21 protein-coding genes are annotated in these 26706 nt (G+C 70.4%); 10 read left to right on the top strand and 11 right to left on the bottom strand.

Going from position 1 to position 26706, the window contains the following annotated elements; all coding sequences use genetic code 11:
• Positions 1-22: 22 nt before the first annotated feature.
• Together T336_RS0119065 and T336_RS0119060 are read right to left on the bottom strand one after the other, a co-directional pair.
• Complete coding sequence (locus T336_RS0119065; RefSeq protein WP_026433746.1) at positions 23-1267, bottom strand: CmpA/NrtA family ABC transporter substrate-binding protein; 1245 nt, start codon at positions 1265-1267, stop codon at positions 23-25.
• Between the two features lie 366 nt (positions 1268-1633).
• Positions 1634-2260 (bottom strand): ANTAR domain-containing response regulator, encoded by a 627-nt coding sequence (locus T336_RS0119060; protein WP_019701849.1) that lies wholly within the window; start codon positions 2258-2260, stop codon positions 1634-1636.
• A 188-nt stretch (positions 2261-2448) separates the two neighbouring features.
• Here T336_RS0119060 and T336_RS0119055 point away from each other — a divergent pair, with 188 nt between their 5' ends.
• Positions 2449-3612 carry a branched-chain amino acid ABC transporter substrate-binding protein gene (locus tag T336_RS0119055; RefSeq protein WP_026433745.1) on the top strand — a complete coding sequence of 388 codons (1164 nt, stop codon included), beginning with the start codon at positions 2449-2451 and terminating at the stop codon, positions 3610-3612.
• Positions 3613-3652: 40 nt separating this feature from the next.
• Here the strand turns inward: T336_RS0119055 and T336_RS0119050 are convergent, their stop codons facing one another.
• Positions 3653-6034, bottom strand: a complete 2382-nt coding sequence (locus tag T336_RS0119050; protein ID WP_244883992.1) for a S53 family peptidase — start codon at positions 6032-6034, stop codon at positions 3653-3655.
• A 216-nt stretch (positions 6035-6250) separates the two neighbouring features.
• Here T336_RS0119050 and tsaD point away from each other — a divergent pair, with 216 nt between their 5' ends.
• On the top strand, positions 6251-7291 hold the full coding sequence (gene tsaD / locus T336_RS0119045) for a tRNA (adenosine(37)-N6)-threonylcarbamoyltransferase complex transferase subunit TsaD (RefSeq protein WP_026433743.1): 1041 nt from the start codon (positions 6251-6253) through the stop codon (positions 7289-7291).
• Between the two features lie 104 nt (positions 7292-7395).
• Here the strand turns inward: tsaD and T336_RS0119040 are convergent, their stop codons facing one another.
• Positions 7396-7770 carry an Hsp20/alpha crystallin family protein gene (locus T336_RS0119040; RefSeq protein ID WP_026433742.1) on the bottom strand — a complete coding sequence of 125 codons (375 nt, stop codon included), beginning with the start codon at positions 7768-7770 and terminating at the stop codon, positions 7396-7398.
• A 247-nt stretch (positions 7771-8017) separates the two neighbouring features.
• Between T336_RS0119040 and T336_RS0119035 the strand changes: the two genes are divergently transcribed.
• From T336_RS0119035 to T336_RS0119025, 3 genes are all read left to right on the top strand, one after another.
• Positions 8018-8896, top strand: coding sequence for a DUF2242 domain-containing protein (locus T336_RS0119035; protein WP_026433741.1), 879 nt, complete (start codon positions 8018-8020; stop codon positions 8894-8896).
• An 83-nt stretch (positions 8897-8979) separates the two neighbouring features.
• Positions 8980-10332, top strand: coding sequence for a branched-chain amino acid ABC transporter substrate-binding protein (locus T336_RS0119030; RefSeq protein WP_026433740.1), 1353 nt, complete (start codon positions 8980-8982; stop codon positions 10330-10332).
• A 98-nt stretch (positions 10333-10430) separates the two neighbouring features.
• Positions 10431-11330 carry a hypothetical protein gene (locus T336_RS0119025; protein ID WP_244883991.1) on the top strand — a complete coding sequence of 300 codons (900 nt, stop codon included), beginning with the start codon at positions 10431-10433 and terminating at the stop codon, positions 11328-11330.
• Between the two features lie 131 nt (positions 11331-11461).
• On the opposite strand, the gene T336_RS0119020 is transcribed toward T336_RS0119025, so the two are convergent.
• Positions 11462-13045 (bottom strand): choice-of-anchor Q domain-containing protein, encoded by a 1584-nt coding sequence (locus tag T336_RS0119020; protein WP_026433738.1) that lies wholly within the window; start codon positions 13043-13045, stop codon positions 11462-11464.
• A gap of 264 nt (positions 13046-13309) precedes the next feature.
• Positions 13310-13852 (bottom strand): TetR/AcrR family transcriptional regulator, encoded by a 543-nt coding sequence (locus tag T336_RS0119010; protein WP_026433737.1) that lies wholly within the window; start codon positions 13850-13852, stop codon positions 13310-13312.
• A gap of 106 nt (positions 13853-13958) precedes the next feature.
• On the opposite strand from T336_RS0119010, the gene T336_RS0119005 reads away from it, so the two are divergent.
• Complete coding sequence (locus T336_RS0119005) at positions 13959-15500, top strand: MFS transporter (RefSeq protein WP_026433736.1); 1542 nt, start codon at positions 13959-13961, stop codon at positions 15498-15500.
• A 159-nt stretch (positions 15501-15659) separates the two neighbouring features.
• Here T336_RS0119005 and T336_RS0119000 read toward each other — a convergent pair whose 3' ends face one another.
• The 5 genes from T336_RS0119000 to T336_RS0118980 all read right to left on the bottom strand — a co-directional run bounded on the left by T336_RS0119000 (position 15660) and on the right by T336_RS0118980 (position 22900).
• Positions 15660-17084, bottom strand: a complete 1425-nt coding sequence (locus T336_RS0119000; RefSeq protein ID WP_026433735.1) for a glycoside hydrolase family 43 protein — start codon at positions 17082-17084, stop codon at positions 15660-15662.
• A 410-nt stretch (positions 17085-17494) separates the two neighbouring features.
• The gene (mltB, locus tag T336_RS0118995) at positions 17495-18592 is read right to left on the bottom strand and encodes a lytic murein transglycosylase B (RefSeq protein ID WP_019701677.1); all 1098 of its coding nucleotides are present in this window, start codon (positions 18590-18592) and stop codon (positions 17495-17497) included.
• A 42-nt stretch (positions 18593-18634) separates the two neighbouring features.
• On the bottom strand, positions 18635-20689 hold the full coding sequence (locus tag T336_RS0118990) for a transglutaminase TgpA family protein (RefSeq protein WP_026433734.1): 2055 nt from the start codon (positions 20687-20689) through the stop codon (positions 18635-18637).
• A 52-nt stretch (positions 20690-20741) separates the two neighbouring features.
• A complete protein-coding gene (locus T336_RS0118985; protein WP_051647328.1) occupies positions 20742-21761 on the bottom strand; it encodes a DUF58 domain-containing protein in 1020 nt (339 codons plus the stop codon).
• 218 nt (positions 21762-21979) lie between these two features.
• The gene (locus T336_RS0118980) at positions 21980-22900 is read right to left on the bottom strand and encodes an AAA family ATPase (protein WP_011795277.1); all 921 of its coding nucleotides are present in this window, start codon (positions 22898-22900) and stop codon (positions 21980-21982) included.
• A gap of 42 nt (positions 22901-22942) precedes the next feature.
• Between T336_RS0118980 and T336_RS0118975 the strand changes: the two genes are divergently transcribed.
• The 4 genes from T336_RS0118975 to T336_RS0118960 all read left to right on the top strand — a co-directional run.
• Complete coding sequence (locus tag T336_RS0118975; protein WP_035226569.1) at positions 22943-23899, top strand: histone deacetylase family protein; 957 nt, start codon at positions 22943-22945, stop codon at positions 23897-23899.
• Positions 23900-23941: 42 nt separating this feature from the next.
• Complete coding sequence (locus T336_RS0118970) at positions 23942-24781, top strand: enoyl-CoA hydratase (protein ID WP_026433731.1); 840 nt, start codon at positions 23942-23944, stop codon at positions 24779-24781.
• A 165-nt stretch (positions 24782-24946) separates the two neighbouring features.
• The gene (locus T336_RS0118965) at positions 24947-26260 is read left to right on the top strand and encodes a mechanosensitive ion channel family protein (RefSeq protein ID WP_026433730.1); all 1314 of its coding nucleotides are present in this window, start codon (positions 24947-24949) and stop codon (positions 26258-26260) included.
• 165 nt (positions 26261-26425) lie between these two features.
• On the top strand, positions 26426-26706 hold a 281-nt coding region (locus T336_RS0118960), incomplete at its 3' end, for an electron transfer flavoprotein subunit beta/FixA family protein (protein ID WP_026433729.1).

Here is a 26706-nt window from a genome sequence, read left to right as displayed (position 1 = left end):
TGATCGGGGTGGGGGCCGGCGCTCAGGCCTTGATCTTGAAACCGTCCGCGTATTTCGCGGGGTCCTTGCCGTCCCAGACGATGCCGTCCACCAGCTTGCTGGTGCGCATGTCGCTCTTCGGCAGCGGGGCCTTGGCGGCCGCGGCGGCCTGCTTGTAGAGGTCGATGCGGTTGATGGACTTCGCGACGCCGAGGTAGTCGGGGTGGTCCTTGATCAGCCCCCAGCGCTTGTGCTGGGTGAGGAACCACATGCCGTCCGACAGGTACGGGAAGTTCACCGCGCCGTCGTTGTAGAACTTCATGTAGTCCGGGTCGTCCCAGGTCTTGCCCAGGCCGTCCTGGTAGCGGCCCAGGATGCGCTGGTTGATCGCGTCCACGCCGGTGTTCACATACGCCTTGCCGGCGATGGTCTCGGCCATCTTGTTCTTGTTGGCCAGGCTTTCGTCGATCCAGCGGCCGGCCTCCAGGATGGCGGCCGTCACGGCGCGGGCCGTGTTGGGGTATTTCTGCACGAACTCCGAGGTGGTGCCCAGCACCTTTTCGGGATGGTCCTTCCAGATGGCCTGCGTGGTGGTGGCCGTGATGCCGATGCCGTCCATGATGGCGCGGTGGTTCCAGGGCTCGCCCACGCAGAAGCCGTCCATGTTGCCCACGCGCATGTTGGCCACCATCTGCGGCGGCGGCACGGTGATCACCTTGGCGCCCTTCATCGGGTCGATGCCGTTGGCGGCCAGCCAGTAGTAGAGCCACATCGCGTGCGTGCCGGTGGGGAAGGTCTGCGCGAAGGTGTATTCGCGTTTTTCCGTGGCCATCAGCTTGGCCAGGCTCGCGCCGTTGACGGCACCCTTCTCTGCGAGCTTTTTGGAAAGCGTGATCGCCTGGCCGTTGTTGTTGAGGGTCATGAGCACGGCCATGTCCTTCTTGGGGCCGCCCACGCCCAGGTGCACGCCATAGACGAGGCCGTAGAGCACGTGGGCGAAATCCAGTTCGCCGTTCACCAGCTTGTCGCGCACGCCCGCCCAGCTGGCTTCCTTGCTGGGGATGATCTTCACGCCGTACTTCTGGTCGATGCCCAGCACCGAGGCCATGACCACGCTGGCGCAGTCCGTGAGCGGGATGAAGCCGATCCTCACTTCCTTCTTCTCGGGCGCATCGGAGCCCGCGGCATGCACCAGGGAGCGCAGCGCCGGGCTCACGCCCGCGGCGCCCACCGCGGCGGCCTGCAGCACGGTGCGACGGTGGAGGCTGGTTTTCGAGAGATCGGTCATCGGGGCTTCCTTGAAGAGTGAAATAAAAAAGGCGTCCACACCTCCGCGCGGCGCTGGCCGCGCGGGGTGGGGACGCCTTTGTCCGGTGGTCGGGACGCCATCCGCCGTTGGATGGAAAGCCCGAAGACCCATCGATGGGTGCTGGCGAGGGTCATGCAAGGCCTATGCCAGCAGATCCACCAGCAGGACCGCCAGCAGATTTGTCAGTGGCGCGTCACCGGAAGCCTCCCCATGGCGCGACGCGGCTGGCCGGGGTGGCCGTGCCGCCAGGGCCTGAATGGTGCAGTGCGAACGCCTGGCGCACCCTCTTCGTGCGCGCCGCGCCACGCGCCTGTGCATGCCGGGGATGCCGCTGCTCTCGTCGCCTCAGCCCAGCAGCTCGAAGGCATCGAGCATGCGCTGGGAGACTTCCGCCAGCTTCAGTCCCTTGTCCATCGCGAGCTTGCGCAGCTTGTCGTAGGCGGCCTGCTCCGTGAGGCCGTGGCGCTGCATGAGCAGGCCCTTGGCGCGGTCGATGGTCTTGCGGTCCTGCAGGGCGCCGCGGGCATCGGCCAGTTCGGCCTTCAGGGCCTGCTCGTGCTGGAAGCGTGCCATCGCCACGTCCAGGATGGGGCGGATGCGCTGCGGCGCGAGCCCGGCCACGATGTAGGCGGTCACGCCCGCGGCCACGGCATCGCGCACGTGGGAGGTGTCTTCGTCGTTGGTGAACAGCACGATGGGGCGGGGCGCCTCGCGCGTGGCCATCACCACGTGCTCGAGCGCGTCGCGGGCGGCGCTTTCCGCGTCCACGATCACCATGTCGGGCTGCAGCTGGGCGATGCGCTCGCTCAGGAACACGTCCGCCGGCAGCGTCGCCACCAGGTTGAAACCGTTTTCCAGCAGGCCGATGCGCAGCGCGCGCGAACGCTCGGCCTGCTCCCGGGCATGCTCGTCTTCCTCCCCGGGCGTGGACAGGTCCGGGGCGACCACCACGATGCGCAGCGACTCGTTCATATCCCCAGCCTACAGCAAGAAACACGCCAAATTGGTGCAGCGGCCCGCGTTGTTGCCGGGATTGGAACTTGCTATCAGGCAGGAGTTACCCGATAGCGTACGGGGCGGGGCTCTTATATACCTTGCGTCCCAGGAATCAACCGAACTCAATGGATGGAGCGACCGTGATCAAGACGACGAGGCAGGGGATGGACGGAGTGGCGGGGCGGGGCGGCCGGCGCGCGGCGCTGGCAGGGCTGGCAATGGCGTGCGCCGCGCTGTCGCTGGCGGGCTGCAGCCGCGTGCCGGACACGGTGAAGATCGGCGTGGCGCAGCCGCTGTCGGGGCCGCTCGCGGCGCTGGGGCAGGACATGCTCAATGGCGTGAAGCTGGCGGTGGACGAACTGAACCAGTCCGGCTTCATGGTGGATGGCAAGCGCGTCACCCTGGAGGTGGTGGCCCAGGACGACCGCGCGGACGCCGCCACGGGCAAGACCGTGGCGCAGCAGCTGGTCGAATCGGGCGTGGTGGCCGTGGTGGGCCACCTGAATTCCGGCGTCAGCATCGAGGCCGCGCCCATCTATGCCGCCCAGGGCATCCCGCAGCTGGCCATCTCCACCCATCCGCGCTTCACGGAGCTGGGGTTCCCGGGCACCTTCCGGCTCGTGGCGAACGATGCCCTGCAGGCGCGCGCCATGGGCTCGTTCGCGGCCACGCAGCTGTCCGCATCCAGCTACGCCGTGCTCGACGACGGCACGCCGTACGGCAAGGGGCTGGCCGACGGCGCCGCGGCGCAGATCGCGCAGGACAAGCGCAAGGTCTCGGTGCGCGAATCCTTCGACGACAAGACCACCGACTTCAAGGCACTGGCCGGCAAGCTCCAGCAGGAGCGCGTGGACGTGATCGTCACCACCCTCAACGACTTCCAGGTGCTGGCCCTCATCGATGCGCTGGTGCAGGCGAACTACACCCGCGTCAGCATCCTGGGCGGCGACACCATCAAGACCACCGACATGCTCAAGGGCGACCGCAAGCTGGCGGCCATCTACGCCACCTCGCCCGTGCTGGAGGCGCGCGAGTTCGTCGCGGGCCGGCAGTTCCTGGACCGCTACGACCGCGCCTTCAAGCGGGCACCGGCCTATGGGGGGCATTACAGCTACGACGCCACCTACGTGCTCTCGGCGGCCATCCAGCAGGCCAAGTCGGCCGACCCGCGCGAGATCACGAAGGCGCTCCATGCCATCAACGGCTACGCCCCCGTCACCGGCACCATGAAATGGGACGAGAAGGGGGAGCAGCGTTACGGGGCGGTCGGCGTGTACGGCATGCGCGCGGGCCAGTGGGAGCTGCGCATGCGGTCCGACCGCTGGTGAGGGCGGAAGGACCGCAGCGCCTGGCCGGCGCCCCGGGCGCTCAGCGGATGGACACCGGCACCGCGGCCTGTGCGGTGCGGCCCAGGGAGTCGCGCGCCACGATGGCCAGCGTGTAGCTGCCAGCCACGGGCGCGGGCCAGCGGGCGGTCACCGTCGTGCCCTGCATCGAGAAGCCCATGCCCAGCGGAGCGCCGGTGATCGTCACCGATACCCAGGTGGCTCCGGGGGCGGAGACCGTGATGGTGCCGGTGAGCGCCTGGCCGGCCGTGCCGGTCCAGGGCGCGGCGGCGATCGACAGCCCGCTCGGAGGCGTGCTGCTGCCGGCCGCCGCGATCCGCACCGTGTAAGTGCCGCGGCCGGTGAGACCGGTGCGCGTGTCCGTGGCCTCCACGGTCACTGTGTAAGTGCCCTGCACGGGGCGCGGCCAGGCCACGGCGCCGTCCGTGCCGATCACCATGCCGGACGGCGCGCCGCCCAGCGCATAGCGCAGAGGGTTGACGGAGGCGGCGGCGCCACTGAACGACAGCGGCACGCCCGCGGTGCCGGAGACGCTGCCGCCCGGCACGGAGGGCGGCACGGGCGCCGCGATGGTGACCGTGTAGGTGCCCTGGCCGCTCAGGCCCGTTTTGGTGTCGCGCGCCGTCACGGCGACCGCGTAGCTGCCTGCCACGGGTGCGGCCCAGGTGACCACACCCGTGGCGGACACCGCCATGCCGGCAGGGGCGCCGGCCAGGCTGAAGCCGACCGGATTGGCCGATGCCACGGAGACGGTGAAGGACAGCGGTTGCCCGGCCAGCCCGCTCACAGCGGCGCTGCCGACGACCGGCGGCGGTGCGGCCACGGTGGATCCGGCCAGCAGGCCGAGCAGGTCCGCCGCGCGCGGCGTGCCCAGGCCGGTGAGCTGGTCGTAGCCGGCGCGGGCGGTGCAGGTGGCGCAGGTGCCGTGGCTGCCGGCCGCCACGTCGAGGAAGCCGGCCGCGTAGCTGGAAGGCTGGGCGCCCACCGTGCCGTACAGCACGGCATGGGGCCGGCCCAGCATTTCCTTGCCGGCCTGCGCGCGCAGCGCGCCGGCCACCGCCATCAGGCCCGACCACATCGGCGTGGAAAGGCTGGTGCCGCCGGCGCTCAGCCACTGCGCGGTGCCGCCGGCCTGCGGGATCACGGCCACGTACTGGCCCGTGGAGGGGTCGGCGTTCATGGCCACGTCGGCGACCGTGCGGCGGGGCACCGAGCCCACGCCGGGCAGGCCGGACTGCTGGTAGGCGGGGGTCGCGAAGTAGGCGCTCGTGCCTCCGCCCGTGCCCGACCACGCCGCTTCGGAGCGGGGGCCGGTGCCGGAATAGCTCAGCGAGGTGCCGCCCACGCCGAGCACGCCCGGCGATGCGGCCGGCCACATCACGCCCGCGCCCGAATCCCCGGTGGCTGCGAGGTAGCCCATGCGTGTCCCGGTAAAGGCGGATTCGAGCCCGCTGCTCCAGCTGCCCTCCGGTGCGGCGAAGCTCATGGACACCTGCCCTGGTCCCATGGCGTTGGCCAGCCGCACGGCGGCGGTGAGGGCGTTGACCGATGCGTCGGGCGCCTCGATGAGCACGATGCGCGCGGCCGGCGCGATGGCGTGGGTCCATTGCACGTCCAGCGCGATTTCCGTGGCCCAGCCTGCGTCGTAGGCGGGCGCCGTGCCCGCCAGTCCGCCCGTGGCCGTGGCATAGGCCACCCACAGCTCGCAGCCGGCGGTGGCCGCCGGCGCGGGCAGTGGCAGGGAGGTGGCGGCGGGCAGCACTTTCGCCGTGCAGGCCGGCAGGCCGAACTTCTGGTTGAACGTGGCCAGTTCCGCCGCCACGTTCGGGTTGTGGCGCGCCGCCACGACATAGATCGTCTGCCCCGCGCCCATTTGCGCGGCCTGCTGCGCGGTCGGCGCAGTGCCCGGCGCGGGCAGCGCCGGCAGGCCGTACGCCGCGCGCACCTGGGCGGGTGTGTACGTGGTGACCACGCCAGCGGCGCGGGCTTCCTGCGCACCGCTGCCGGAAGGCGCGCGCAGGCTCTGCGCCATGGCGGCCTCGATGCGGTCCGGGGTCAGCTGCCGCGTGGACAGCGCCGCCACGCCGGCATCGATGGGGGTCGTTCGCGGCTGCATCGGGTCGCCCGTGGCCGCATCCTGCGAAGCGGGCTCGGGCAGCAGCACCGGCGCGACATGGAACGTCGGTTGCGCCACCAGGGCGGCTGGAACGGGAGCCGGCAGGTCACCGGACGAGGACAGGGTGGTTGCGCTCGCGGCGATGTCGCCATCGCGGGCGGCCATGGAGTCGCTCCCGGAGCCGCCGCCGCAAGATGCGAGCAGCATCGCCAGCGCGGCCAGCGGCCACGCGGAGCGGCCGCGCCCTCGGCGGCCGGGACGGAGCGGGTAGGTGTCGGGACGGGGCATGGGCGGATCTCCCGGAAGAGCGGTGCCGGCAGCAGCGGGTTTCGGCCACGCATGCCGGCAGGGGTGGATGGACCGGCCAAATGTAAGTCTTTGTTCTTTTCGGGGTGATCAAATTTTTCAAATAGAACGTTTATCTAATTAAAAATGATGAAAATGATTTCTTCGGTGGGGGCAGTTTCCGTGCGGCAGCAGAGGCCCCACTACACTTGCAGGCCCATGAGCCAGCTGATCCTCGGAATCGAATCCTCCTGCGACGAAACCGGCGTGGCCCTGGTGCGCGCGCCGGCGGACGGCAGCGTGCCCACGCTGCTCGCCCATGCCCTGCACAGCCAGATCGAAATGCACCAGGCCTACGGGGGCGTGGTGCCCGAGCTGGCGAGCCGCGACCACATCCGGCGCGTGCTGCCGCTCACCGAGACCGTGCTGGCCGAGGCAGGCTGCCGGCTCGCGGAGGTGGACGTGGTGGCCTACACGCGCGGGCCGGGCCTGGCCGGCGCGCTGCTCGTGGGGGCAGGCGTGGCCTGCGCCCTGGGGGCGTCGCTGGACCGGCCGGTGCTGGGCGTGCACCACCTGGAAGGCCATTTGCTGTCGCCCTTCCTGAGCGCCGACCCGCCGGAATTCCCTTTCGTCGCGCTGCTGGTCTCGGGTGGCCACACGCAGTTGATGCGCGTGGACGGCGTGGGCCGCTACGAGTTGCTGGGCGAGACCATCGACGACGCGGCCGGCGAGGCGTTCGACAAGTCCGCCAAGCTGCTGGGCCTGGGATACCCGGGCGGGCCCGCGCTGTCCCGGCTGGCGGAGCTGGGCGACGACGCGGCCTTCAAGCTGCCGCGGCCGCTGCTGCACAGCGGCAACCTCGATTTCTCGTTCGCCGGCCTCAAGACGGCGGTGCTCACGCAGGCGAAGAAGCTCGGCGACGACCTGCCCGCGCGCAAGGCCGACCTGGCCGCCAGCACGCAGGCGGCCATCGTCGATGTGCTCGTGAAGAAGACACTGGCTGCGCTGCAGCAGTCCGGCCTGCGCCGCGTGGTGGTGGCTGGCGGCGTGGGTGCCAACCGGCTGTTGCGCACGCAGCTGGACGCCGCCTGCTCCCGCATGGGTGTGCGCGTGCACTATCCCGAATTGCACCTGTGCACCGACAACGGCGCCATGATCGCCATGGCCGCCGCCATGCGCCTGCAGGCGGGGCGCGAGGCCCCCAACCGCGAGTACGCGTTCGACGTGAAGCCGCGCTGGCCGCTGGACGCGCTGGCGTAGCGGGCCCTGTGCAGGTACGCGGGTGCACGGGCACAAAAAAGCGCCCGGGCCAGCGAAGGCACGGGCGCAAGGGCGACAACCGAGGGCGGAGCCGGAAGCGCCGATCAGCCGATGGCGAGCTGGGTGGCGCGGCTTTGCGGCACCACCTTGGCGAGCACCAGCGTGAGCACGCCGTTCTCGAGCCTGGCGGAGCTGGCGGACGCGTCGATCTCGTCGGCCAGCTCCCAGGCGCGCTGCACCTGGCGGGGCGCGCCTTCGACGCTGGAGAGCCGCACCTGCTGGCCCTCGATGGTCACGTTGAGCTGTTCGCGGGCCAGGCCCGGAACGTCGATCTGCAGGGTCACGGTCTTGTCGTCCTGCGACACCGTGGTGCCCTGGCTGGCCAGGGTGCTCTGCATGAAGCGCTGCAGCGCGAAATCTGCGGGAGCGGCGGGGCGGTTGCCATAGGCGGTGCGGCGGATGACGGGGGCGAAGAACATGTCGGAACTCCTTGGAAAAAGGGGATGGCGCACGGGGCGCCAGGAACACTGTGGGACGCGGCGCCCGGGTTCGCCGCTTGGGATGCAGATGCGCATCCTGCAGCGCTTTTCAAGGGGTTTCTTGCACAGGGAACCCGCGTGCCACGGCAGAATCGCACCCCTGTGTTGCGAGGGGTTACAACCCCTTCGCAGTCGCGCGAAATCGCAACCAGCACAATGCGGGGTCAGGAATCCTGCCGCCAAGCCCATGCCTTTTTGCCTCCAAGACATCCTGCGACCGCATTCCCGCCCGCACTCCCATCCGTGTGACCGCCCGCTGCGTGCGGCCGCCGCCGCGGCGGCCCTCGCCGTGCTCGCCGGCTGCACGGGGGTGCCCAACTCCATGCCGGGCCTGGACCGTGCCTCCCGCTTCGATCCCGACGATTTCAACACCAGTGCCAGCATCTACACGCGCCACATCGACGCGCCCCCCGCCAGGGTGTGCGAGGGCGCGCGCCGCGCGCTGCTGAGCCAGGGCTACCTCGTGGGCACCGCCAGCGCGGAGGTGGTGGCCGGCCGCAAGTACTTCCAGCCGTCCACCGACATCCACTACCAGGTGGAGATGCGCGTCGTCTGCGCCTCCGAAGGGCCGGAGAAGCAGCGCACGGCGGTCTTCGCCAGTGCCCTGCAGGACCGCTACGTCATCAAGAAGATCAACAATTCGGCCTCCCTCGGCGTGGGGGCGCTGGGCTCGCTGTCGCTGCCCGTGACGGCCAGCGACGACACCCTCGTGAAGGTGGGCAGCGAAACCGTCACAGACGCACGCTTCTACGACCGTTTCTTCCAGGTCTTCGACCGCTTCATTCCGCCGCGCGAGGCACCCACGGAGGTGGGGCAGGCCTCGCCCAAGGTGCCGAAGACGCCCGATACCGAGGCCATGGTGCGCGAGGCGCGCGAGTCCGGCGAGGTGAAGGATCCGGCCGAAAGCCCTGTCAAAACCTCTCCGGTCGCGCCGCAGCGCGCACCGGCCTCCGACCCGCTGCCCGAGGTGCTGCCGTACCCCGTGTTCGCGACGCCGCCGGTTCCCGCCGCTCCTGCTGCCTCGGCGCCCGCGATCCCCTCGGGGCCGCCTGCCATCCTTCCCTGACCGTCCCGGCCGGGGCGGCACCATCCGTACCGGCCCCGGGGCCTGGCACCGGCGCCCCTTCGCGCCGTTCCATCACCGCTCCCATGAACGCTTCCATTCCGCGCCTCCCGTACCCGGCACCCGCCGTGGCCCGCCACGCTGCCGCGGCGCTTGCAGCTGCCATTTCCATGCTGGGCGCAGGCCAGCTGGCCTGTGCGGCCTCTGCGTCCACGCCAGCCACAGCAGCGCAGTCGCCTGCGGCCGCGCCCATCAGGATCGCGCTGATCGAAAGCCTGTCCGGCCCGTTCGCCAACACGGGCGAGGCCGTGTACCGCAATGTGCTCTGGGCCACCGAGCGGGTGAATGCCCGTGGCGGCGTGAAGCTGCCCGCCGCGGCGGGCGGCGCGCGTCCGCTGGTGCTGGAGCGCTACGACAGCAAGGGCCAGAACGAGGAGGCGCTGTCCGCGCTGCGCGCGGCCATCGATGCCGGCGCGCGCGTCGTGCTGCAGGGCAATTCGTCGGCCACTGCGGCCGTGCTGATCGAGGCCATCAACAAGCACAACGAGCGCGATCCGGCGCGGCGCGTGCTGTTCCTGAACTATTCCGCGGTCGATCCCATCCTGACCAACGAGAAGTGCAGCTTCTGGCACTTCCGATTCGATGCCCATGCCGACATGCGCATGGCGGCCCTGATGCAGGCCATCCGCGCCGACAAGGGCCTGCAGGGCGTGTACCTGGTCGGCCAGGACTACAGCTTCGGCCAGGCCGTGCTGCGCGAGGCGCGGCGCCAGCTGGCCGCGCAGCGGCCGGACGTGAAGATCCTCGGCGAGGAACTGCATCCCGTGGGCCGCGTGAAGGATTTCGCTCCCTATGCGGTGAAGATCCAGGCCAGCGGTGCCCAGGCCGTCGTCACCGGTAACTGGGGCAACGACCTCACGCTGCTGGTCAAGGCCGCGCGCGAGGTGGGCTACGCCGGCACCTTCTACACCTTCTACGGCAATGCCCTGGGGGCGCCCGCGGCCCTGGGCGACGCCGGGGTGGACAAGGTCGTGGCCGTGGCCGACTGGCTGCCCAACGTACCCACGAAGGAGAGCGAGGCTTTCTACCGGTCGTTCCGCCAGCGGTTTCCCAGCCCCGCCGACGACTACGTGCACATGCGCATGCAGCTCATGGTCGAATCGCTCGCCGAATCGATGGAACGTGCCGGCACGACAGACACCACCGCCGTTGCGCGAGCGATGGAAAGTTCGCGCGTGCAACTGGCCGGGCAGGCGGGCGCGATGCGCGCGGCCGACCACCAGTTCCAGCAGCCCCTGGTGGTTGGCGTGATGGAGCGTGCCGGCACGCCGGGCGTGCCGTTCGACGTGGAGGGTTCGGGCTACGGGTTCCGCGTGGTGCGGCGGATCGCGGCGGAGCAGGCCGAAATGCCCTCGCGGTGCGAGATGCGGCGGCCGTGAGACGCCATTCGCGCGGCTGAAGAGGCATTCGCGCCGCTCTGCCGGGGCCGCCCGCCGGGGTGCGAAGATCGTGAAAGTAGCTTTCTCCTTTCACTGTGATGGACTTTTTTCAAACCTCTCCCGCCCTTTACGATCCCGCGGCCTATGCCGCTTTCCGGCACCAGGCCGCTGCGCGCGGCAATTCCGCCGGATCTCCCCCGGCGTCGCCCCGGGGCTCTTCTTCGTTTTCCACCCATGCGCTGCGCGAGGCGTTGCCGTCCCTTCCGCGCCATGCAAGCGGCCACCACCACGAGGCTCCGATGGCGATGGCAATGGCGCCTGCGTGGGGCGTTCCGGCGACCATGTACGCGAGCGCGGCCTCGCGTGCTGCCCCTTCCTCCACCGTGACCCCACAGATGGCCCACGCATGGCTCGACGTGTCCTCGTCGCTGCGGTACGACACGGATGACCAGAGGATTACCAAGGCGGTCCAGGATCTCTTCTTCGTGTTCGCGCATTCGCCGACCTTTCGCCAGACCATGCAGGCAGTCCAGGCAGGCGGCCCGGTGAGCATCCGCATCGATCCCGAGGTGGCTACCGGGTATTGCGATACCTCGCAGCGGGCCGTGGTCCTGGGCGATATCTACATGCGCAGCCGCTCCCATGCCGTGGCCATTCTCGCCTTCGAATTGACCAACGCCTCCCTGGCGGGTGTATTCGCTGCCCACTTTGAAGCGGCGGCAAGAACCCGGATGACTCCCCGTGAATTCGCCGACGGCATGGAGCGGGTCGAATACAACACGATAAGCGCTTGCCAGGCCTCCTACCTGGAAGCCCGGGCGGCGCTGCAGGAGGAAGGGATCGACAACCCGCACCCGTGGAATTGCCGGATCGCCCCCGATGGAACCGCCCAACCGGCGATCACTTCGGAGGAAGACGCCTTGCACGGTACCCAGGCGTCGGGCCATTTCGGCCGCTACGAGCAGGGCTACGCCGGCATGCTCGCTCAGATGCGCTGAACTCGCCCCCCCGCCGGTGCCGGAGGCTGCGGCGGGGGGGGGGTGCCAGCGGCCGGCGATGCAGATGTGGCTGTGGCTGCGCGGCTGGGGGGCCGGAGGGGGGGGGGGGGGGGGGGGCGTCAGGGCGGCGCTCAGCGCACTTCCACGGCCCCGATATCGCAGCGGCTGGTGTCGCGCGCCACGCCGCGCTGGTCGGTGGCTTCGCAGCCGGCGCCCGCCTTGAGCAGGGCGCTGCCGGAGCCGGGCAGCATGGTCGGCGTGGGGCCGCCGTTGTCGGCCGGGGCGGCGAGCACCGGGTTGGCCGCGGTCACGTTCTGGATGCAGCGGTCGCCCCCGCCATTCGCCGTGGCGCCTTGCCACTGCACGACGTGGTCGCCCGTGCCGGTGGTGCTGCACGACAGCGCCTGCTTCCAGGGGTTGCCGGCGGTGTTGTCCACGAACACGGTATTGCGCAGCGTGAAGTTCTTGCCGAAGAGCGCGCCGCCATGGCCGCCCGCGCTGTTGCCGGCGAAGGTGACGTTGCTGTCCTGGTGGCCGTCGCCGAAGATGGCGCCGCCGTAGGACTTGGCGGAGTTGCCCTGGAAGGTGCTGTTGCGGATGGCGCAGCTGGGAGCGCATTCCAGGTAGAGCGCGCCGCCGTTGCCGTCGCTGGCGTTGGCGAGGAAGCTCGAGTCGCGGATGGTGATCGCCCCGTTGCTCACGCGCATGCCGCCGCCGGTGCCGGGGTTGTTGCGGCCGTTGGGTTCCGCATGGTTGTTGGCCACCGTGGTGCGGTCGATGGTGATCTTGTCGGGCGGGTACACCCAGAGATAGGCGCCGCCGCCGTTGCCGCGTCCGGTGTTGCCGGTGATCTGCGTGCCGCAGATGCGCACTTCGCCGCCCTCGGCATCGTTCGGGCTGGCGGAGGCCCCGTCGGTGCCGATGGCGCCGCCGTCGCCGAGCTTGCCGCTGGTGTTGGCGCTGTTGCCCTGAAAGACCGAATTGACCACCGTGAGCGGCGACAGCAGGCTGTACACCGCGCCGCCGTACCACGCGCCATTGTTCTTGAACGTGCTGCCGGAGATCACCAGCGAGCCGGCAGTGCCCACCCCCACCGCGCCGCCGCCACGGCCTGCGTTGTTGTTCTCGAAGGTGCTGTGGATCACCTCGATGCGGTTCAGGTAGGGGCCGGAGACGGCGCCGCCGATGCCTTCGCCCTCCATGGTCTGCGCGGCCGCGCCGTTGATGAAGCGCAGGTTGCGCACCGACAGCGACCGGTTGTTGCCGGACACGAGGATGCGGTTCTTGCCGCCGCCGTCCAGGGTGACGAGGTTGCCGCCGTCGATCACGGTGTTCTGCGGCGCGCGCAGTTCGCGCGTGACGGCGATGGTGACGGGCGCGCTGCCGCAGGCGAAGGTGACGTGGCCGCCGGTCTCCACGGCCTGCGCGAGGGCCTGCAGCGTGCAGCTCCGGGGCGTGCCGTTGCCGACCACGGTGCCGGTGGCCGGCACGGCCATCGGGGTGGGGGCATCGCAGGCCGCTGCCGTGGCCCGGGTGTCGGCGGTGACCGTGGCGTTCGCATCGGTGGGTGCCGCCGGCGCCGCGGCGCTGGCGGGTTCGCTGCGCGCGGCGTCGGCAGGGGTGCCGCCGCCGCCTCCGCCGCAGGCCGCCAGCGCGGCGAGCGCCAGGGTGCTGGCGAGGCCGCGCAGGCCCGGCTTGTGGAAGGATGTGTGCATGTGTTTTTTCTCCCCGAGGGTGTTGGATGTGGGTCTGGCCCGCCGGCGGAAAGGCAAGGTGTACACGATTCCGCTCCGCGGAAGGCGGGAAGATGATAGGCACCGGATCCGGGAGCTCTTGTAAGCGCGTGTTCGGGGACATGCTCGACCGCGTGGCGCCGCTTGCGCTCCCCGCAGCAGGCACTTCTGCCGGCGGGAACACCCATCGCCGGGCGGTTCTGCCGCATGCCGCGCACAGCTGCTTACAGAAGAGCTGGGAAGCCGTCAGGTGCCGGTGATCTGGCGGAGGAGGGCGTCGATATCGTCCAGCAGGGACATCCACCGCACGCTGTCGTCGATGCCGCCGATCCTCAGCAGGAACAGGCCTTCGACGGCCAGGAAGGCAACGCGGGCCGCGCGCGCCTGGGGCGTTTTGTCGCCCAGGCGGGCGAGGACTTCCTCGTACCACGCCCGCATGTCGCGCAGGTTGTCGGGGTCCTGCAGGTAGGCGATGAGCAGGCCTGCCATCTTCGCGTCCGTGGCGGTGTCGGAGGACCGCATGGCGCCGATGTAGTCGTGCACGAAGCCGAGGGCTGTGGTGCCGGTGTCCTGCGCCGCCATCGCCGTATCGAATGCCTGCGTCCAGCGCGCGACCAGCCCGCGGACGAGATCCTCCTTGGAGGCGAAGGAATATTGCACGCCCCCCTTGGAAATGCCGGCGGCCCTGGCCAGGGCATCGATGGTGAGGCCCCTGGCGCCCTCGGCGCGCACGATCTGCTGCGCGAGGTCGAGCAGTCTGTCGCGGGTGATGGTCGGTTTTCTGCCCATGGCTGGCGTTCCGGACGGCATTGTGCCCTGGAATCCGCGGGGCTTGGGTTGAAATAAATACGTATGTATTTATATTCCACGGCATTGCGTTTCATCCGGGTGGTGCATGTCCGCGTTGTCTTCTCCTTCCACGTCCTCCGCGCAGCGGTGGCTGGTCCTTGCCGCCGTGATGCTGGCCTTCCTGCCCGTGGTGATCGACATGACGATCCTGCACATCGCCGTGCCGTCGCTGACGCTGGCACTGAGCGCATCGGGCACGCAGGTGCTCTGGATCATCGACATCTATCCGCTGCTCATGGCGGGCCTGCTGGTGCCCATGGGGACGCTGGCGGACCGTACCGGCCACCGGCGGCTGCTGCTCGCGGGCTTGGCGGTCTTCGGCCTCGCGTCCCTGCTGGCGGCGTTCGCTCCCAGTCCGGCGCTGCTGATCGCGGCGCGCGTGCTGCTCGCGCTGGGCGGCTCGATGATCATGCCGTGCGTGCTCGGCATCATCCGCCGCACGTTCGAGGATGAACGGGAGCGCGCGATGGCGCTGGGCCTCTGGGGCACCGTGGGCGCGGCCGGGGCCGCCGTGGGGCCGCTGGTCGGCGGGGCGCTGCTGGAGCATTTCTGGTGGGGCGCTGCGTTCCTCATCAACGTGCCGGTGATGCTGGTCGTGTTCCCGGCCGTGTTCCTGCTGCTGCCGCGGCCGGAGCGCACGGCGGCCGGCCGGTGGCCTGCCGGGCAGGCGCTGCTGCTGATCGCGGGCATGATTGCCGCGGTGTACGGCCTCAAGTCGGGCTTCGGGGGCGGGCAGCCGCCGGCCGTGGCGGCATCGGCGCTGGCGGCGGGGGCGGCCCTGCTGGCGGTGTTCGCGCGCCTGCAGCTGCGCTCGGCAGCGCCGATGCTGGACCTGTCGCTGTTCTCGCGCCCCGCGATCCTCGCCGGCATCGCCATGGCGGTCGTCGCGAGCGGCGCCCTGGCCGGCGTGGAGCTGACGCTGGCGCAGGAGCTGCAATACGTGCTGGAAAAGAGCCCGCTGCAGGCCGGCCTCTTCATGGTGCCGATCATGGCCGCGGCAGCCGTGGGCGGGCCCCTGGCGGGCACCCTGTCGAACCGCTTCGGCCTGCGCCGGGTCGCCAGCCTGTCGCTGGCGGTGTCCGGCGCGGCCCTGGCCTACCTGGCCCGGGCGGATTTCCACGAAGGCGGCGTGCCCGTGGCCGCGGCGCTGGCGTTGCTCGGGCTGGCGCTGAGCGTGGGGCTGACGGCGTCGTCCATCGCGATCATGGGATCGGTCGGGCCGGACCGGGCCGGTGCGGCCGGGGCGCTGGAGGCCACCGGCTACGAACTGGGAAGCGGCCTGGGCATCACCCTGTTCGGGGTGTTCATGTCCGTGGTGTTCAGCCATGCGATCGCGCTGCCGCCGGACCTCGCGCCGCCGCTCGCCGCGCAGGCAGCCCGTTCGATCGGCGATGCCTACGTGGTCGCGCAGCAACTGGCACAGGGCCCGGCGGCGGCGCTGATCGGGGCAGGGCAGGCGGCCTTCTCGGTCGCCCACCGGGTGCTGCTGAACACCTCCGCGGCGCTGATCGGGCTGCTGGCGGTGGCCGTGTTCTTCCTGCTGGCCGGCTACCGCGGCGGGGCCGGGACGAAGACTGGCGGGCACTGAGGCGCCGTACCCGGACCCGAGCACGCGCCCGCCCCTCACGCAGAGTCGAATCGCGCGCCGAATCGACGGAGCGCGCGGGCACGCCGGGCGTGCGGTTCGGCATGGAGGGCCCGGGCCACGGGTTCCGCGGCGCCCGGGCTGACCCGCAGGGACCCGGCCTCAGTCGGTGACGCGGAACGTCGCGTCGCTGCGCGCTGTCGCGTCGCCTATGGTGTCCAGGCGCAACTGGTAGGCGTAGTGGCGCACGTAGTAGTTCGGCTGGCTGTAGGCCCGGAAGGAACTGCCCGCCTTGTCGGCCAGGCCGGGCTCCTCGGCAAAGGTGGCATCGGCGGCGAACTGGGGCGATCCGTCATAAGGAGCGAGTTCGAACCCGAAGTTCTTGTGGCGCAGGTAGTAGCCGGGCTGGTTGACCGAAGCGAAGGACACGTAGCCTGCGTTGTCGGCGAGTCCCTTGACGATGCGGAATTTCGAATCATCCTGCGGCGAGACATTGGCGTCGATGCGTACCGACGTGAAATTGGCGTGGCGCACGTACCGGTCGGGGAAGTTGCTGGACTGGATGCGGTTGATGGGGGTGGAGCCGCCCCACTGCGTCGTCAGGCGATTCAGCTCCGCATCGCTCAGGGGCAGAATGCCGCCGTGGCGCTTGTGGCTCGCGCCCAGGTTGTACGAGCCCTGCGGCGCGATCTGCCAGTTCTGCGCGCTGCCCATGTTGATCGAGGTGAGCGGCAGGTAGCCCTTGCCCGATGCATATTGGTCGACCCACAGGCCCCATTGGGTCTCGCCATTGAACTTGAAGAGGATGGGGCCTTCGACCATCTGGCCCGTCAGGCCCACCTGCGACAGATCGCCGATGGTCGTCCACGAGCCCAGTATCGACTGGCTGCCTTCCAGCGTGATCTGGCCATCGCCGGAGGCGCGCACGTATCTGTATCCGCCCACGCTGCCTGCCACTTCGAGGATCTGCGTGTCGATGATGGATTGGTCGCCCGGCCGATCGATGTAGAGCTGAGGCGGCGTGAAGGTCACGAAGTCGGTGGTCCTGGCGTAGTAGATGCGGGGCTTGTCCTTGCCGTCGCGCGGCGAGATGGTGGTCCAGTACACGATGTAGGCGTTGGATTCCGGATCCCAGATGGCTTCGGGCGCCCAGGCGCAGCCCGCGTTCGGAATGGCGCCGGCCACGTCGGCCAGGCGCGGCGCGGACCAATGCACAAGGTCGGAGGATTCCCAGATGACGAGCTTGGTGCTGCCCCGGTGCATGGCCGTGTCCCAGCCCTTGCCGCTCGCGATGCGCAGATCCGTGGCGAGGATCCAGTATTTGGTGCCGTCGGGAGAGCGCACGATGGAGTGGTCGCGCACGCCCTTTTCCCCCACGGTGGACAGGAGGACGGGCTGGCTGTTGTTCAGGTCCGTCCAGTGCATTCCGTCGGAACTCACTGCCATGTAGGTCTGCTCGCCCGATGCCGACTCGCCGGTGAAGTGGACCAGCAGGTAGCCGCCGGACTGGGCCTGCGCGCTGCCGAAGGACACGGCCAGCGTGGTGGCCACGAAGAGCGCCCGAAGGCACTTCTGGGCTTTTTGCATGAGTGGACTCCTGTCTCCAATGTGTTGTCGTTTCAGGGCAGGCGGCCGGTGGTGGGTGCTTTCCGGGGCACCGGATGAAAACCTGCCTTGCAGTTCCGCGCTCCCGGAACCCTTCGCGGAGAAAGGTGGTCCGGCGTGGCGGGGCTTTGCTTCTCGATCAGCGGCCGAGTTGGCGAAGCCATGCTAGGGAAGTTGCTGCGGCGGGACCAATCGTTTTTTGACGGCGTGCGATAACCGATTGGCGTGTGGATGGCGCTGCCGGGGCGTTCCGGCAGCATTCGCTCGATCCGCGGTGCCCACGCGGCAGCCGGGCCGCAACGGCCCGGGCCCGGCGATGCCGAGCCGGCAGGAGGCGCCACCTCGAAGGTCCGCCCGCCGGGGCCGGGGGCGGGCGCCCCATGCGCCGCGCGCTACCGCGCCGCCGCCACTTCCCGTCCGAGCTCGATCACCGCCATCGCGTAATAGCTCGACCAGTTGTAGCGCGTGACCACGTAGAAATTGCGCGTGCCGGCCACGTAGGCCGCCGGGGCGCTGCCGTTCTGCAGCTCGATCAGCGCCATCGGGCCCGCGGCGTCGGGCTGGGTGGCAGCGCCTTCCGCCGGCAGTGGGCGGGCGCCGAGCTCCTGCATTCCGGCGGCGGTGAAGCTGGGCAGGATGTCGGGCGCGAGCAACTCGGGCAGGCGCAGGCTGCCTTCGTCGAAGGCCACGGCGTAATGCGTGGGCAGCCCGCTTACCCAGCCGTGGGCCTGGAAGTAGTTGGCCACCGAGCCGATCGCATCGGCCGGGCTGTTGAACAGGTCGATGCGGCCGTCGCCGTCGAAATCCACCGCCCAGCGCGCCCAGCTGGTGGGCATGAACTGGCCCATGCCCATGGCGCCCGCGTAGCTGCCGCGCAGGGCGAAGGGATCGGTGCCGACGCGGTCGGCCAGCGTCAGGAACTGCTCCAGTTCGCCCCGGAAGAAGGCCTGCCGCTCCGTGGCGCGCGGGTGCGCGGCGGGAAAATCGAAGGCCAGCGTGGCGAGCGCGTCCATCACGCGGAAGCCGCCCATGTGCTGCCCGTAGAGCGTCTCCACGCCCAGGATGCCGACGATGATCGCGGCCGGAACGCCGTATTCGCGCTCGGCGCGCGCGAGCGTGTCGGCATGCTCGTTCCAGAAGCGAACGCCCGCGCGGATGCGCACGGGCTCCACGAACCGCGCGCGGTAGGCGGTCCAGTTCTTGGCGGTGCCCCTGGGGGCCGGCAGCATGAGGCGCGGCACCTGCGGCAGGAACCGGGCCTGCCCGATGGCCTGCCGCACCCATTCGCGGTCCAGGCCGCGGCGCTCGGCGAGGTCGTCGGCGAAGCGCAGGGCCTCGGGCCGCTGCGCGTAGAGCACTTCCGGCGCGGCCTGTTTCTCCTTTTTCCTGGCGGGTTTCTGGGCCAGGGCGGCCGGTGGCAGGACCAGGGCGGCGGCGCAGGCGAGGACGAGGAGGGCGGTGGGGCGGGCGAAAGGCATCGCGAAAGGCATGGAATCGAAGACAGGGAAAAAGGCGGCGGGCCGGGCCCGCGGTCAGCGGCGGGTCGAAGGGGCACCGGAGGCGGGCCAGCGCAGGCCGCGCAGCTCCCGCCGCAGGCGCGCCAGCGTGGCATCGGATTGGCGAGCGTAACGTGCCTGGTCCATGCGCAGCAGCCAGCCCGCGGCCGGCTCGGCGGACTCCCCGAAACGGTCCCGCACCTGCTGCGCCATGGCGCGCGGCGGCAGGTGGCCGGGCAGGGGCAGGCCCGCCCTCGCGAGCCGGCGGCGCGCCCGGTCCAGCAGTCGCAGCCAGGGGTCCTGCCTGCGGCGCTCCCACAGGTTCCAGCCGACGCCGGCCAGCGCCGCGGCCGCGGCCAGCGCTCCGAGCACGCGGGCCAGGTCCTGCGCGTCGGGCGACGAGACGCCCAGGGCCTTGAGCAGGTCCAGCTGCTGGCTCTGCGTGTAGTTGAGCACCCACTGGTTCCAGCGGTTGTTGACGGCCTCCCAGACGGCGCGTGCGCGGGCGGCGATGCCGCGGCCGATGACGGTGTCCACCGCCGTGCCGAACACTCCGCGCGGCGCCTGCAGGCGCTGGAAGTTGCCGATGCGGGCCGGCGAGACAGCCCCGGTCGGGTCCACGCGCACCCAGCCGCGGCCCGCGAGCCAGACTTCGGTCCAGGCATGGGCGTCCGCCTGGCGCACGGTCCAGTAGCCGTCCACGCCGTTCATCTCGCCGCCCTGGTAGCCGGTAACGATCCGCACCGGGATGCCGGCCGCGCGCAGCAGCACCGCGAAGGCCGACGCGATGTGCTCGCAGAAGCCCGCCTTCTGGTCGAACCAGAAGGCATCGGCCGTGTGCTCGGCATAGACGCCCGGTTCCAGCGTATAGCTGTAGCCGCCCGTGCGCAGCCGCTCCAGCGCGGCCTGCACGAAGGCCGCGGCGCCGCCTGCGGCGACGGCCGGCTCCGCCAGCATCTGCCGGGCCAGGGCGCGCGTGCGCGGATCGAAACCCTCGGGCAGTTCCAGGTAGGGACGCAGCCGCGGAGAGTCCTCCAGCGGGCCGTGCGTGAAGCGCGTGTAGCTGGCGGCCCGGTAGCGCAGCACCTCGTTGATGGGGCGGCTCGCGACCCAGGAGAGTTCGGGCGCCATCGACGCGCGCAGGCCCGGCGGCAGTACGGGCGGCTCGGGCGCGGCATCGAGCGTGAGCAGCCAGGGCACGCGCAGCGCTTCCAGCGTGACTTCGTAGCGCAAGGGCTCGCCTTCGACCTGCAGCGCCGGGGGGGCAGGGGGACGCCAGGACGCCGCCGGAGCGCCCGGTTGCCCGAAGGCGAACCATTCGCGCCCATCGAAGGCCGAGAACACCGGCCCCCGGAAATACAGCGCGCTCTGCGGCGGGGGCTCGCCGCCCGGCGTGTCGAAGCGCACGCGCAGGGCGATGCCGTCGTCGAGCGCGAGCGAGGCCACGTTGCCGATCTCCATGCGGCCCGACAGCCCGCTGCGTCCCGTCGGATTCTCGCTGGGCATGCCCCAGAGCGGTGCCATGCGCGGAAACAGCAGGAACAGCGCGAGCATCACCGGTGCGCCCAGCAGCGCCATGCGCCCCGCCAGCCGCAGCGGCACGGACAGCGGCGGCCGGCCCACCGGCATGTGGGCATTGACCAGGGCGGTCAGCAGGCCCAGCAGCGCGACCAGCATCGCGGCGGCCGTCGCGAGCGACTGCGAGAAGAAGAAGTTGCTGAGCATCGTGAAGAAGCCCAGGAAGAACAGCACCATGGCGTCGCGCCGCGCGTGCACTTCCATGGTCTTGAGCGCCAGCAGCATCACGATGAGCGTGACGCCCGCATCGCGGCCCACGATGGTGCCGTGCGACACCACCGTCAGCGCGACCGATGTGGCCAGCAGCACGCCCAGCTGCCAGCGCCCGGGTTGCGGACGGCCGCGCAGCGCGAGCACGCCCCGCCACGCCAGCACGGCGGCGGCGAGCGCCGTGGTCCACGCGGGCAGGTAGGGCGCCAGCGGCAGCACCACACAGCCCACCGTGGCGAGCAGGAAGAGCGTGTCGCGCGTCTCGCGCGGCAGGTTCGCGAATGTCCGGCGCAGTGCGGTCATGCGGCCGGGCCTTCCGGCGGGCGGCCGGGGCGAAGGGGAGGGCAGGTCGTGGTCAGCACAGCGCCAGCGCCTCCAGGCAGCGCCGCTCGTGGGCCGGGCCGCTGCCCTGGGCGATCTCGCCCGACGGCAGCCGCAGGCCGTAGTCCAGGTTCTGCCGCTCGGCCTGCAGCACCCAGGAGGCGAGGCGGGAGATGCGGGCCTCGGGATCGGTGAGGCTGGTGAGCGCCAGGTCGAGCCACAGCTCCTGCCGCCGCGTCTGCTGCGCGTCGCGGCTCACGAGGTCGTCCGTGCCGGTGGCGATCGACCGCGCGGCCTTCTTCCAGACCACGAGCTTGAGCGGATCGCCCCGCCGGTAGGCGCGCACGCCATCGAACTCGCCGATGCCCTGCGCCGGCGCGCTGCCCGCGCCGCCCGGGGCCGGCTCGCCCGCGGGCAGGGGCGGCGGCGGCAGTTCGGGGCGCGGATAGACCAGCACCTGCGCGGCCGGGCGCCAGAGCGTCCACACCCGGAAAGTGCCCAGCGGGAAGCGCGTCTCGGCCGTGAGCAGCGGCACGTCGTGCAGCCCCCTGCGCTGCGGCTGGAAGGCCACCTGCACGCTGGCCGTGCCCTGGGCGGGCACGTCCGTCCACGCCCAATGCGGCGCACCGCCGCCATTTACCGCCAGCGCGATGCCGTGGCGCGGCGACTTGCGCGTGCTCGACAGCTGGATCCCGAGCGCCGCGCTCTGCCCCAGGAAGCACGGCTCCGGCGGCAGCAGGTGCAGCGTCAGCCCGCGCAGCGTGGCATGGCACACGTGCATGCCCGCCACCGCGCTGCCCGCCAGCAGGAAAGTGAGCAGGTAACCCAGGTTGAGCTGGAAATTGATCGACGCCACCAGCAGCACCAGCAGCGTGAGCGCCAGCATCCACCCCGCGCCCGTCGGCAGGATGTACACATTGCGCTGCGTGAGCAGCGTGGTGTCCGTGCGCGGCAGCCGCGCCTGCCACCAGCGCTGCAGCCGCTGGCGGAGTGCGGTGATCGGGTTCCGCGGCGATACCGTACGAGAGAGGGCTTCGGTAGCCATAAAGCTCATGGATTTTTCTAGACGATGAGCCTATGAACCACGGTGCCCGACATGTTCACGGCACAGTTGATCGCGCGGCCTTACCCGTCGAGTGGCCGCGGAGCAGGCCATACCAGCAGACGCCGTGGAACCGGCTTCGCCGGGCCACCGGCGTCGTCCCCCTGCCCGCCGTGCGCAGCACGGCGAGAGCGGGGGGAAGCGGCGCAGCCGCTCAGGGGGGTGTCCCATCACTTCAACGGAATGGCTTCCACCATCGCCACCACCTGCTCCGCCGCGCCCCGGCCAGCGTCCCCCACGGGCACGAGGCGGTGGGCGATGGTCTGCGGCAGCACGGCCTGCACGTCGTCCGGCGCCACGTAGTCGCGGCCGGCGATCAGGGCCTGGGCCTTGGCTGCGCGGATGAGCGCGATGCCGGCGCGCGGCGAGAGGCCCTGCAGGAACCAGCGCCCGGAGCGCGTCGCGGCGATCAGGTCCTGCACGTAGTCGAGCAGCGGCTCGGCCGCATGCACCGCCAGCACCTGCTGCTGCAGCGATTCGAGCTCCCCCGGCGAGAGCAGCGGCAGCATGCCCTCCACCATGTCGCGGCGGTCGCCGCCGGCCAGCAACTGGCGTTCGGCCGCGCGGTCGGGGTAGCCGATGGAAATGCGCATGAGGAAACGGTCGAGCTGGCTTTCGGGCAGCGCGAAGGTGCCGAGCTGGTCGTGCGGGTTCTGCGTGGCGATCACGAAGAAGGGATGGGGCAGGGCGCGCGTCTCGCCCTCCACCGTGACCTGCTTCTCTTCCATGGCCTCCAGCAGCGCGCTCTGCGTCTTGGGACTGGCGCGGTTGATCTCGTCGGCCAGCAGCACCTGGGCGAACACCGGACCGGGATGGAACACGAACGACTCGCGGCCGCGCTCGTACACCGAGACCCCGGTCAGGTCGCTGGGCATCAGGTCGGCCGTGAACTGCACCCGCGAGAACTGCAGCCCGAAGGTGCGCGCCAGCGCATGGGCCAGGGTGGTCTTGCCGACGCCCGGCACGTCCTCGATCAGCAGGTGTCCGCCGGCCAGCAGGCAGGCCACGCAGTCCTGGACCTGCGGCTTCTTGCCCACGATCACCGTGTTAAGCTGATCCAGAAGCGACCGGATCTTGTGCTGTGTGTTCATGAGACCCGAAGTTATCCGAAAAAAACCAGAGACAAGGGATTCATGGTGGGCGGCACAGGCTATTTCACGCACCGCGAATGCTGGAAGCACGAGATGGGACCGGGCCACCCGGAATGCCCGGGACGGCTGGACGCCATCGAGGACCGGCTGCTGGCCACCGGCGTGGCCGACGCGCTGGAGCGCTTCGAGGCGCCCGAGGCCTCGCTGGCCGATGTCGAGCTGGCGCACGACCGCATGCACGTGGCAGCGTTGCGCGGCATGTCCGACCGGCTCGCGGAAGAGATCCTGGCCGGCGGCCCCACGCATGCGCAGGTCGATCCCGACACCTCCATCAACCCCCACACCTGGCCGGCCGCGCTGCGGGCCGCGGGCGCGGCGCTGGCCGCCACCGACGCCGTCATCGCGGGCGAGCTGGAGAACGCCTTCTGCTGCGTGCGCCCGCCCGGGCACCACGCCACGCGCAGCAAGGCCATGGGCTTTTGCTTCTTCAACAACGTCGCGATCGCGGCCAAGTACGCACTGCAGCGCTACAAGCTCCAGCGTGTGGCGGTGGTGGATTTCGACGTGCACCACGGCAACGGCACCGAGGACATCCTCGCGGGCGACCCGCGCGCGCTGATGGTCGGCATCTTCCAGCACCCGTTCTACCCGTTCAGCGGCGACCAGGACCCGGCGCCCAACATGCTCAACGTGCCCGTGGCCGCCTACACGCGCGGCATGGACATCCGCGAGCTGATCGAGATGCTCTGGATCCCGCGGCTGGAGGCCTTCAAGCCAGAGATGATCTTCGTCTCGGCCGGCTTCGACGGCCACCGCGACGACGACATGGGCCAGCTCGGCCTCACCGAGCAGGACTATGCCTGGATCACGCAGCGCATCAAGGACATCGCCCGCCGCTACGCCAAGGGCCGCATCGTCTCCTGCCTGGAGGGCGGCTATGTGATGGATGCCCTCGCGCGCAGCGTCGAGGCCCATGTGCGCGTGCTGGCCGACCTGTGATGCGGATCGCCTGCCGACAAGCCCCGAGCCTTTTCTTCCGCCATGACCGAACCTGCCGCCTCCGCTCCCGACGCCCCCTTGCTCCACACCGCGCGCGATGCCCGCGGCGTCGTGACCCTCACGCTGGCCGACCCTGCGCGATTGAATGCGCTGGGCGACGGCATGCTCTCCGCGCTGCAGCAGGCACTCGATGCGGTCGCCCAGGACACGCAGGCCCGTGTGGTCGTGCTGGCCGCGCAGGGCAAGGCCTTCTGTGCCGGCCACGACCTCAAGGACATGGCCTCGCACCCCGATGCGGCCTGGTACAAGCGCCTCTTCGCGCAGTGCAGCCGCATGATGCTGTCGATCCAGCGCCTGCCGGTGCCGGTGATCGCGCGCGTGCAGGGCATCGCCACCGCGGCGGGCTGCCAACTGGTCGCGCAGTGCGACCTGGCCGTGGCGGCCGAGGGCGCGCGCTTCGCCACCAGCGGCATCCACTATGGCCTGTTCTGCTCCACGCCCAGCGTGCCGCTGGTGCGCAACGTGCCGGCCAAGCGCGCCATGGAGATGCTGCTCACCGGTGACTTCATCGACGCACGCACCGCGCTGGCCGAGGGCCTGGTCAACCGTGTGGTGCCACCCGAGGCGCTGGATGCCGAGGTCGAATCGCTGGTGCTTTCCATCCTCGGCAAGCCCCGTGCCGCTGTCGCCATGGGCAAGGCGCTCTTCTACCAGCAGCGCGAACTCGGCGTGGAGGCGGCCTACCAGCTCGCCGGCCAGGCCATGGCCACGAACATGGTGGACGGGTCTGCGCAGGAGGGCGCCCGTGCGTTCGCCGAGAAGCGCGCGCCAGCTTGGAAGGCGGCTGCCGACGCTCCCCCGCCACCCCCTGCAGGAACCTGACGGCGCAGTTGCGGCGCACGATCGCATCCGGACCATGGCTTTTCGCCGGCCAGCGCGCGCAGGCGCTCCGCGCCGCGGCGACAGGGTAAGCTCCAGACCACTCCTGCCGGGGCTCGCCGCCGCGCTCCGGATCCGCCGTCCAACGATGTCCTCCGATTCCCGCCCATGGAAGCCCTCCACGCGCTGATCCGCGATTTCAGCCAATCGCGCTCCTGGCTGGAGGCGGCCGTGCTGGCCGCCTGCCTCGCCCTGGCTTACGGAGCGAGCCGCATCCTCGGCCGCCAGCAGCCGCCCGATTCGGTGTGGTTCGGCCGCCGCACGGTCGATGGGCTGATGTTTCCGCTGCTGGCACTGGCCCTGGCCTATGCCGCCCGCGTGGGCGTGGAGACGGTGCTGCTGCAGCCCGTGTTCCTGCTGCGCGTGGCGGTGCCGGTGCTCAGCTCGCTGGTGCTGATCCGGTTCTTCGCGCGCATCCTCGCCAACGCATTCCCGAAATCCGCCGCCATGCGGCTGGTGGAGCGCATCGTCTCCTGGCTGGCCTGGGGCGTGGCAGTGCTCTGGATCGTGGGCCTGCTGCCCGCGGTGCGTGCGGAACTGGCCGGTGTCGCCATCCACTTCGGCAAATCGCAGGTCACGGCGCTCACGCTGATCGAAGGGTCGCTCTCGGCCACCGTGGTGATGCTGCTGGCGCTGTGGCTGTCGTCCACGCTGGAGCGACGCCTTCTGGACCGCACGATCGTGGACCTCTCCATGCGCAAGGTGGCCGCCAATGCCACCCGGGCGGGGCTGCTGCTGGTGGGCCTGCTGTTCGCGCTCTCGGCCGTGGGCGTGGACCTGACGGCACTCTCGGTGCTGGGCGGTGCCGTCGGCGTGGGCCTGGGCTTCGGCTTGCAGAAGCTCGCCTCCAACTACGTGAGCGGCTTCGTGATCCTGCTGGAGCGCTCGCTGCGCATCGGCGACAACGTGCGCGTGGACGGCTTCGAGGGCCGCATCACCGACATCAAGACCCGCTACACCCTGATCCGCGCGGGCAACGGGCGCGAGTCCATCGTGCCCAACGAGACGCTGATCACGCAGCGCGTGGAGAACCTCTCGGATGCCGACCGCAAGTTCAACATCACCACCAACATCACTGTGGGCTACGACAGCGACGTGCCGCGCGTGCAGGCCATCCTCTGCGGTGCCGCAGCCGCCCAGCCGCGCGTGCTGGCCGACCCGGTACCGGTGGCCTACCTGGTCAACTTCGCGCCCGACGGGCTGGAGTTCAGCCTCAATTTCTGGGTCAGCGACCCTTCGGCCGGCACGGTCAATCTGCGCTCGGCGATCAACATCGCCATCCTCGAAGGCCTGCGCGCCGAGGGCATCGACATCCCCTATCCCCAGCGCGTGGTGCGCCTGCAGGCCGGCGGGCCGCCGCCCGCCGGGTCCCTGTATGCCGCCGATGTCGCACAAGCGTCCGCGCCGCCGCCCACGGCGTGACCGGACGCGGATATACTCCGATAAAAAGCACGATCGTTCTTTTTTTGTGCGCGGCGGGTTCGCCGGCGCAATTCCCCTCCCGCGAGCCAGGCTGCGCACGGGGCGGGGCATAGAATGGATCGGTTTACGTTACGTCAATCAATCAACCCTTTAGGAGCCGCAGCAATGAAGGTCTTGGTCCCCGTCAAGCGCGTGGTGGACTACAACGTGAAGGTCCGCGTGAAGTCGGACAACACGGGTGTGGACATCGCGAACGTGAAGATGAGCATGAATCCGTTCGACGAGATCGCGGTGGAGGAGGCGGTGCGGCTGAAGGAAAAGGGCGTGGTCACGGAAGTGATCGCCGTTTCCTGCGGCGTCACGCAATGCCAGGAGACGCTGCGCACGGCGATGGCGATCGGTGCGGACCGCGCGATCCTGGTGGAGACTGCCGAAGAGCTGCAGCC

Source organism: Paracidovorax oryzae ATCC 19882 (assembly GCF_000687165.1).
Lineage (GTDB): Bacteria > Pseudomonadota > Gammaproteobacteria > Burkholderiales > Burkholderiaceae_C > Paracidovorax > Paracidovorax oryzae.
This window is presented reverse-complemented; position numbering and strand designations above follow the sequence as displayed.

Excerpts from the sequence above, each read along its gene's own strand:
- T336_RS0119020 (WP_026433738.1), bottom strand. The coding sequence starts at position 13,045 with ATGCACACATCCTTCCACAAGCCGGGCCTGCGCGGCCTCGCCAGCACC.
- mltB (WP_019701677.1), bottom strand. The coding sequence starts at position 18,592 with ATGCCTTTCGCGATGCCTTTCGCCCGCCCCACCGCCCTCCTCGTCCTC.
- tsaD (WP_026433743.1), top strand. The coding sequence starts at position 6,251 with ATGAGCCAGCTGATCCTCGGAATCGAATCCTCCTGCGACGAAACCGGC.
- T336_RS0119000 (WP_026433735.1), bottom strand. The coding sequence starts at position 17,084 with ATGCAAAAAGCCCAGAAGTGCCTTCGGGCGCTCTTCGTGGCCACCACG.
- T336_RS0119030 (WP_026433740.1), top strand. The coding sequence starts at position 8,980 with ATGAACGCTTCCATTCCGCGCCTCCCGTACCCGGCACCCGCCGTGGCC.
- T336_RS0119005 (WP_026433736.1), top strand. The coding sequence starts at position 13,959 with ATGTCCGCGTTGTCTTCTCCTTCCACGTCCTCCGCGCAGCGGTGGCTG.
- T336_RS0118985 (WP_051647328.1), bottom strand. The coding sequence starts at position 21,761 with ATGAGCTTTATGGCTACCGAAGCCCTCTCTCGTACGGTATCGCCGCGG.
- T336_RS0119025 (WP_244883991.1), top strand. The coding sequence starts at position 10,431 with ATGGACTTTTTTCAAACCTCTCCCGCCCTTTACGATCCCGCGGCCTAT.
- T336_RS0118965 (WP_026433730.1), top strand. The coding sequence starts at position 24,947 with ATGGAAGCCCTCCACGCGCTGATCCGCGATTTCAGCCAATCGCGCTCC.
- T336_RS0119010 (WP_026433737.1), bottom strand. The coding sequence starts at position 13,852 with ATGGGCAGAAAACCGACCATCACCCGCGACAGACTGCTCGACCTCGCG.
- T336_RS0119040 (WP_026433742.1), bottom strand. The coding sequence starts at position 7,770 with ATGTTCTTCGCCCCCGTCATCCGCCGCACCGCCTATGGCAACCGCCCC.
- T336_RS0119035 (WP_026433741.1), top strand. The coding sequence starts at position 8,018 with ATGCCTTTTTGCCTCCAAGACATCCTGCGACCGCATTCCCGCCCGCAC.
- T336_RS0118970 (WP_026433731.1), top strand. The coding sequence starts at position 23,942 with ATGACCGAACCTGCCGCCTCCGCTCCCGACGCCCCCTTGCTCCACACC.
- T336_RS0118990 (WP_026433734.1), bottom strand. The coding sequence starts at position 20,689 with ATGACCGCACTGCGCCGGACATTCGCGAACCTGCCGCGCGAGACGCGC.
- T336_RS0118975 (WP_035226569.1), top strand. The coding sequence starts at position 22,943 with ATGGTGGGCGGCACAGGCTATTTCACGCACCGCGAATGCTGGAAGCAC.
- T336_RS0119065 (WP_026433746.1), bottom strand. The coding sequence starts at position 1,267 with ATGACCGATCTCTCGAAAACCAGCCTCCACCGTCGCACCGTGCTGCAG.
- T336_RS0119055 (WP_026433745.1), top strand. The coding sequence starts at position 2,449 with ATGGACGGAGTGGCGGGGCGGGGCGGCCGGCGCGCGGCGCTGGCAGGG.
- T336_RS0118980 (WP_011795277.1), bottom strand. The coding sequence starts at position 22,900 with ATGAACACACAGCACAAGATCCGGTCGCTTCTGGATCAGCTTAACACG.
- T336_RS0119060 (WP_019701849.1), bottom strand. The coding sequence starts at position 2,260 with ATGAACGAGTCGCTGCGCATCGTGGTGGTCGCCCCGGACCTGTCCACG.
- T336_RS0119050 (WP_244883992.1), bottom strand. The coding sequence starts at position 6,034 with ATGCCCCGTCCCGACACCTACCCGCTCCGTCCCGGCCGCCGAGGGCGC.